A 7,599-nucleotide genomic window follows, 5' to 3' on the forward strand; every position below is an offset into this window, starting at 1 on the left:
CAGTCAATACATCACGACACGACGAGGTTGTGCTTTGTCATGACTCACGATAAAATCGTGAACGTTAACAGTGAGCGCTAACAATTCCCCGAAGAGGCGGATTCTGGCGCTAGGCACAAGGAGATCGAAAGTATGGCAACCAACGACAGCGATCAGGTCGCGACCATCGCCGAGAAAATCCGCGCGGGCAAGACCTCGCTCGGCATCGAATTCGGCTCCACCCGCATCAAGGCCGTGCTGATCGACGACACGTACGCCACCATCGCGTCCGGCGACTACAGCTGGGCCAGCCACCTGGAGAACGGTCTGTGGAGCTACTCGCTCGAGGAGATCTGGAAGGGCGTACAGACCGCCTACGCCACGATGGCCAACGACGTGCACACCGCCTACGGCGAAAAGCTCACCAAGATCGGCCACATCGGCTTCTCCGCCATGATGCACGGCTACCTCGCCTTCGACAAGGACGGCGAGCTGCTCGTGCCGTTCCGCACCTGGCAGAACACCAACACGCACGAGGCGCACGAGAAGCTCTCCGAGCTGTTCCAGTACAACATCCCCGAGCGCTGGTCCATCGCGCACCTGTATCAGGCCGTCCTCAACAAGGAGGAGCACGTCTCCAAGGTCGCGTACTTCACCACGCTGGCCGGCTACGTGCACTGGAAGCTCACCGGCGAGAAGGTGCTCGGCGTCGGCGACGCCTCCGGCATGTTCCCGATCGACCCGACCACCCACACCTACGAGACCTCGTTCATCGAGAAGTTCGACGCGCTGCCCGAAGTCGCCGCGCAGCCGTGGAAGCTCGAGAACCTGCTGCCGACCCCGCTCGTCGCGGGCACCCCGGCCGGCAAGCTCACCGAAGCCGGCGCCCTGCTGCTCGACCCGAGCGGCACCTTGAAGCCCGGCATCACGCTGGCCCCGCCGGAAGGCGACGCCGGCACCGGCATGGTCGCCACCAACTCCGTGCGCGTGCGCACCGGCAACGTCTCCGCCGGCACCTCGATCTTCGCGATGGTCGTCCTCGAGCACAAGCTCGAACGCCTGCACCCGGAAGTCGACCTCGTCACCACCCCGGCCGGCGACCTCGCGGGCATGAGCCATGCCAACAACTTCACCTCCGACCTCAACGCGTGGGTCGGCCTGTTCGGCCAGTTCGCCGAAGCGCTCGGCACGCCGGTCGACGCGGGCACGCTGTACGGCACGCTGTTCCGCACCGCGATCTCCGACGACGCTGACCGCAACTGCGGCGGCCTCATCAACTACCCGTTCCGCTCCGGCGAATTCCTCGCCGGCCTTGAAGAGGGCCGCCCGCTGTTCGCGCGCAGCCCCGAGGCCCACATGAACCTCGCCAACTTCATGCGCGCCCAGCTGTTCAGCGCGTTCAGCCCGGTCAAGATCGGCATGGACGTGATGACCAAGGACGAGCACGTGCAGATCGACTCGCTCGTCGGCCACGGCGGCATCTTCGCCACCCCGAAGGTCGCGCAGAAGATCCTCGCCGCCGCGTTCAACACGCCGATCAAGGTCATGGCCACCGCGTCGGAAGGCGGCGCATGGGGCATGGCCGTGCTCGCCGACTACCTGTGGCATGCGAACGAGGAGCGCACCAACCTCGCCGACTACCTCGACGGCCGCGTGTTCAAGGGCGCGTCCTCCGTCACCGAGGTGCCGGACGCACGCGACGTGGTCGGCTTCGAGGACTTCTTCACCCGCTTCACCAAGGGACTGCCGATCGAGCACGCCGCGGTCGCCGCGATCCCGCTGGAGGACTGAGCCGCCCTGTTCTTGGCATGTCATTTCGAGTGAGGCGAAGCCGAATCGAGAAATCCTTCAGAGGCGTTGCCGTGTAAGAGATTTCTCCGTTCGCTTCGCTCAGTCGAAATGACACGACGGCGGAGCCGAGGCTCCGCTGGCCTTTACAACTTCATACACGTCAATCATTCGCAACGAAAGGAACAACCAAATGGCAACTCTGGCTGATTACGGTCCGGAAGTCCGCGCCGAAGTCAAGCAGGTGCGCGAGGTCGTCGCCACCCTGCACGAGCAGCTCATCAAGTGGAACCTCGTCGTGTGGACCGCCGGCAACGTCTCCCAGCGTCTACACACCGCCGACCTCATGGTCATCAAGCCGTCCGGCGTGCGCTACGAGTACCTGACCCCGGGCTCCATGGTCGTGTGCGACCTCGACGGCAACGTCGTCGACGGCACCGAGGCCCCGTCCTCCGACACCGCGTCCCACGCGTACATCTACCGCCACATGCCGAACGTCTACGGCGTCGTGCACACCCACTCCACCTACGCCACCGCCTGGGCGGCCACCGGCCAGAACATCCCGTGCGGCCTGACCATGATGGGCGACGAGTTCGGCGGCCCGGTGCCGGTCGGCCCGTTCCGCCTCATCGGTTCCGAGGCCATCGGCGAAGGCGTCGTCGAGACGCTCAAGAAGTACCCGAAGTCCCCGGCCGTCCTCATGCAGAACCACGGTCCGTTCACCATCGGCAAGGACGCGGAAGCCGCCGTCAAGGCCGCCGCCATGACCGAGGAAGTCGCGCACACCATGTGGGCCGCCAAGCAGCTCGGCGACATCATCGAGATCGATCAGAAGGACATTGACGCTCTGAACGATCGTTACACCAACGTCTACGGTCAGCACTGAGCAAGTAATTTTTCCACAAAGAAGTACAAAAGGAGCCTGATATGGCATTCGAAAACCCCTTCGAGGGCAAGGAAATCTGGTTCGGCGTCGGCTCGCAGGACCTCTACGGTGAGGAAGCGCTCCGCCAGGTCGCCATCCACGCCAACGAAATGGTCGACTACCTGAACAAGACCGGCAAGATCCCGGCCAAGATCGTTCTCAAGCCGACCCTGAAGTCCTCCGACGGCGTCAAGCAGTTCATGGTCGAGGCGTCCGCCAACCCGAACGTCATCGGCGTCATCACCTGGTGCCACACCTTCTCCCCGGCCAAGATGTGGATCCGCGGCCTCGAAGTGCTGACCAAGCCGCTGCTGCAGCTGGCCACCCAGCACCACAAGGAGATCCCGTGGGAGACTATCGACATGGACTTCATGAACCTGAACCAGGCCGCCCACGGCGACCGTGAGTTCGGTTACATCGTCTCCCGCCTCGGCATCAAGCGTAAGATCGTCGTCGGCCACTACACCGACCCGGAGGTCGCCGAGAAGGTCGGCACATGGGCCCGCGCCTGCGCCGGCTGGGACGCCTCCAACAACATGAAGGTCATGCGCTGGGGCGACAACATGCGCAACGTCGCCGTCACCGAAGGCGACAAGACCGAAGCCGAGCGCGTGTTCGGCGCCTCCATCAACACTTGGGCCGTCAACGAGCTCGTCGCCGCGTACGAGGCCGTCAAGGACGATCAGGTCAAGGGCATCATCGAGGACTACAAGGCCAAGTACGACATCGACCCGGCCCTGCTCGACGCCAAGTACGACTCCCTGTTCATCGCCGCCAAGGAAGAGGCCGCGATGGTCAACATGATGCGCGAGAACGGCTGCACCGCCGGCGTCGACAACTTCGAGGACCTCGGCGCCCTGCCGCAGCTGCCGGGCGTCGGCCCGCAGCGCTTCCCGTCCGAATACGGCTGGGGCTTCTCTGCCGAAGGCGACTGGAAGACCTCCGTGCTCGTGCGCATCGGCGCCGTGATGGGCTACGGCCTCGAGGGTGGCGCCTCCCTCATGGAGGACTACTCCTACAACTTCACCGAGGGCGACGAGCTCGACATGGGCTCCCACATGCTTGAGGTCTCCCCGGCCATCGGCACCATCGCCAAGCCGAAGCTGGAGATCCACCCGCTCGGCATTGGCGGCAAGGCCGACCCGGTGCGTCTGGTCTTCTCCGGCAAGCCGAAGAAGGACGCGGTCGTCGTCTCCATGTCCGACGTGCGCGAACGTTTCCGCCTGCTCATGGACGTGGTCGACGTCGTCGAGCCGCAGGGCTCCCTCAAGGAGCTGCCGTGCGCCCGCGCCGTCTGGAAGCCGCAGCCGAGCCTGAAGACCGCCGTCCAGTGCTGGATCACCGCCGGCGGCTCGCACCACACCTGCATGACCACCTCCGTCGGCCGTGAGGCGTGGGAGGACTTCGCCCGCATCGCCGGCGTCGAACTCGCCGTCATCGACGACAAGACCGACGCCCGCCAGTTCGAGAAGGAACTGGAGCTGTCCGAGATGTACCACCGCTTGGATAACCGTCACTGATTGATCATCGGTGATTGATGAGGCCGCCCGGTACGTATGTGCCGGGCGGCCTTTGCCGTATGCGGGGCCGGTATCTACCAACCGTTAGACTGGCGCGTATGGCAGCAGTGAAACAGGGCAGTGCGAACGGTGGGGCGAAGCGCGTGCGCAAGACGCCGGGGGAGCGGCGGCGCGAGATCGTCGAGGCGGCGGTGCGGCTGATCGGCGAGAAGGGCTATTACGGCACGTCGCTACGCGAGATCGCGGACGCGGTCGGCATGAGCCAGCCCGGTCTGCTCCATTATGCCGGCACCAAGGAGGGGCTGCTGTCGATGCTCGTCACCGATGCGTACGACGCGACCGGCACACCCGACGACTTCATGAAGACCGGTTTGCCCGGCAGCGACCCGGACAACCTGCTGTTCCCCTCGTACCTGCGCTATCTCGTGCGCCACAACGCGCAACGCGTCGAGCTCATGCGCCTATACATGGTGCTTGAAACCGAGGCGTTTAGCCCCGGCCATCCGCTGCACGACTATTTCGAACGTCGCCCGGATTCGACGTGGGAGTACTACAGCGGATACCGGTGGCGTATTCCTCCGCAGATGGGGCAGTGGCATGAGTCGATGCGGCCGGTCGTGCGCCAGTGCATCGAGGCGATGGACGGCGTGCAGCTGCGGTTCATGCGCCGCCCGCCGATCGACCTGTACGACGAATGGCTGGTGTTCGAGCGCATGATCTTCCCCTCGCCGCTCTGGGATCGCTATCGCTGAGCGCATTCGCGCGTGTTTCGGTTGCGCATGGTTGCGTTATCAATATACTAGAAGATATCTAATAACTATTAGATATCATAATTGATGTATCTGCCAATACAAGAGACATCATCGTTCGGCAAGCGCGGAGGAACGCTGCCGAACGCAGCGCAAAGGAGCAGACGTGGGCAAGCAGACCGTGGATCGTTTCCTGTTCGGAGCGGCCTATTACGACGAATACATGCCGAAGGATCTCGATCGTGTCGACACCGATATGGCGATGATGCTGCACGCTGGCATCAACGTCATCCGCATCGCCGAGTCGACGTGGAGCGCTTGCGAGCCGCAACCGGGCATCTTCGACTTCTCTCATATCGACCGTGCGTTAGATAGCGCGCGTCGTCACGGCATCAGCGTCATCGTCGGCACGCCCACCTACGCCGTGCCGACCTGGCTCGTGCGCATGCACCCCGACGTGCTCGCCGTCACCCCGAGCGGCCCCGGCAAATACGGTCCGCGCCAGATTATGGACATCGTCAACGGATCGTACCGCTACTACGCCGAGCGCGTCATCCGCAAGCTCATCGCGCACGTCGCCGACCATCCGGCCGTCATCGGCTATCAAGTCGACAACGAAACCAAGTACTACGACTGCGTCAGCCAGGACATGCAGACGCTGTTCGTCAAGTACCTGCGCGGCAAATTCCACGACGATCTCGACGAACTCAACGCGCATTTCGGGCTTGACTACTGGTCGAACCGCATCAACGCGTGGGAGGATTTCCCCGACGTGACCAACACGATCAACCAGTCGCTGCGCGGCGAATTCGACCGTTTCCGCCGCGAGCAGGTCACCGAATTCCTTGACTGGCAGGCGTCGATCGTGCGCGAATACGCACGCGACGACCAGTTCGTCACGCAGAACTTCGACTTCGGCTGGAAGGGCGGCTCGTACGGCATCCAGCCGGCCGTCGACCACTTCACGGCCGCGCGCACGCTCGACATCGCCGGCTGCGACATCTACCATCCCACGCAGGACGACCTGACCGGCAAGGAGATCGCGTTCGGCGGCGACCTCACCCGCTCGCTCAAGGACGGCGCGAACTATCTCGTGCTCGAAACCGAGGCGCAGGGCAACCACGGCTGGCTGCCGTTCCCCGGGCAGATGCGGCTGCAGGCGTATTCACATCTTGCGTCCGGCGCGGACATGGTCGAATACTGGCATTGGCATTCGATCCACAACTCGTTCGAGACGTATTGGAAGGGATTGCTGAGCCACGACCTTGAACCGAACCCGACCTATGAGGAGGCGGGCGTGTTCGGACGCGAGATTGCGCGGCCCGAGATCGGCGAACGTTTGCTGCACTTGCGCAAGCACAACCGCGTCGCGCTTATGGTGTCGAACGAGGCGCTGACCGCGCTCGAGGGATTCCGCATCGGCAGCAGCACACGCTGGGGCGGCGGCGCCGACTATAACGACGTGGTGCGGCGTATCTACGACGCGCTGTTCGAACTCAACGTCGAATGTGACTTCCTGCCGACCGACGCGCCGGCCGAACGACTGGCATCGTATGCGGTGATCGTGACGCCTGCGCTGTACTGCGCATCCGACGAGACGATCACACGGCTGCGCGAATACGTGGCGAACGGCGGGCACCTGATCTCGACACTGCGGTCGTTCGTCGCCGACGAGGAAACGACCGTGTGGCACGACCGCGCGCCGCATCGGCTGACCGACGTGTTCGGCATGAGCTACAACCAGTTCACGCCGCCGAAGGGACGCGTGCCGGTCGTGTTCGGGGACGGTTCGGTTGATGTTGCGGATGGTGCCGGTGCCGCGGGTGCGCTCGCCGGATTGCCGGATGCGCAGGCGGAGACGCTCATCGAACTGCTCAAGCCGAACGGATCGACCGTGTTCTCTGCCGAGGACGGGTTTGATGGTGCCGATGGCGACGCTGCCGGTTCGTCGAGCGCGCAGGTGCTTGCGCACTACGGGCATTATGCGTGGGCCGATTACGCGGCGATCACCCGTCACGCGTTCGGCAAGGGTAGCGCCGAATGGATCGGTACCGTGCTCGACCCGGACACGACGCGCGCCGTGATGCGCGAGGCGCTGGATGCCGCGGGTGTGGCGACGCTGCGTGTGACGAAGGCTGTCGATGAGACCGTCGACGCTGCGGGTGCTGACGCCGAGGATGCCGGTACGGGACATAATGTTCCTGCCGATGCGTGCGGATGCAAGACTGCCGGCGGGAAGGCTGCTGCGGGAGCTTCGGGTAACGTGACTCCGTCAGCGATTACGGTGCGTCAGGGCGTGAACGCCCGCGGCGAAACGGTGACCTATCTGCTCAATTACTCCGCCGATCCGGTGTCGTTCGTCAGCCCGGTCGCCGGCGAAGTGGTCGTCGCGCCGAAGATCATCGCCGCCAATGGGTTGATCGACGAGTCTGCCACCGCGGCGCTCGCCCTGCATGAGGGCGATACGGTCGCGGCCGGCGACGTGCTCACCTTGCCGCGTTGGAACCTTGCCGTCATCGCCGGCTGATCTATTATCTGCGGCTGCTCTGTGGGGCATGTCTCGGGCCGATTCCGAGGCGTGCCCCTTTCTTTATGGCGGGAGCGGATGCCGGGCGGGGTGTTGAGCGGGGTGCCGGGC

5 protein-coding genes are annotated in these 7,599 nt (G+C 64.1%); all 5 read left to right on the forward strand.

Features of this window, described 5'->3' with window-relative positions; all coding sequences use genetic code 11:
• Nucleotides 1-132 precede the first annotated feature (132 nt).
• Nucleotides 133-1,770 (forward strand): xylulokinase, encoded by a 1,638-nt coding sequence (locus KIH76_RS08810; RefSeq protein WP_219070369.1) that lies wholly within the window; start codon nt 133-135, stop codon nt 1,768-1,770.
• A 190-nt stretch (nt 1,771-1,960) separates the two neighbouring features.
• Nucleotides 1,961-2,653 (forward strand): L-ribulose-5-phosphate 4-epimerase, encoded by a 693-nt coding sequence (locus KIH76_RS08815; protein WP_219070370.1) that lies wholly within the window; start codon nt 1,961-1,963, stop codon nt 2,651-2,653.
• 41 nt (nt 2,654-2,694) lie between these two features.
• Nucleotides 2,695-4,212, forward strand: a complete 1,518-nt coding sequence (gene araA, locus KIH76_RS08820) for an L-arabinose isomerase (protein ID WP_214372298.1) — start codon at nt 2,695-2,697, stop codon at nt 4,210-4,212.
• Between the two features lie 98 nt (nt 4,213-4,310).
• Complete coding sequence (locus tag KIH76_RS08825; RefSeq protein ID WP_214372297.1) at nt 4,311-4,964, forward strand: TetR/AcrR family transcriptional regulator; 654 nt, start codon at nt 4,311-4,313, stop codon at nt 4,962-4,964.
• Nucleotides 4,965-5,127: 163 nt separating this feature from the next.
• Nucleotides 5,128-7,488: a beta-galactosidase gene (locus KIH76_RS08830; protein ID WP_338023641.1), complete on the forward strand. Its 2,361-nt coding sequence runs from the start codon at nt 5,128-5,130 to the stop codon at nt 7,486-7,488.
• Nucleotides 7,489-7,599: the final 111 nt, after the last annotated feature.

The sequence above is a fragment of the Bifidobacterium simiiventris genome, assembly GCF_019331715.1.
GTDB lineage: Bacteria > Actinomycetota > Actinomycetes > Actinomycetales > Bifidobacteriaceae > Bifidobacterium > Bifidobacterium simiiventris.

What these genes read in the sequence shown, in the direction of transcription:
- KIH76_RS08810 (WP_219070369.1), top strand. Translation starts at nt 133, where the DNA reads ATGGCAACCAACGACAGCGATCAGGTCGCGACCATCGCCGAGAAAATC.
- KIH76_RS08815 (WP_219070370.1), top strand. Translation starts at nt 1,961, where the DNA reads ATGGCAACTCTGGCTGATTACGGTCCGGAAGTCCGCGCCGAAGTCAAG.
- araA (WP_214372298.1), top strand. Translation starts at nt 2,695, where the DNA reads ATGGCATTCGAAAACCCCTTCGAGGGCAAGGAAATCTGGTTCGGCGTC.
- KIH76_RS08825 (WP_214372297.1), top strand. Translation starts at nt 4,311, where the DNA reads ATGGCAGCAGTGAAACAGGGCAGTGCGAACGGTGGGGCGAAGCGCGTG.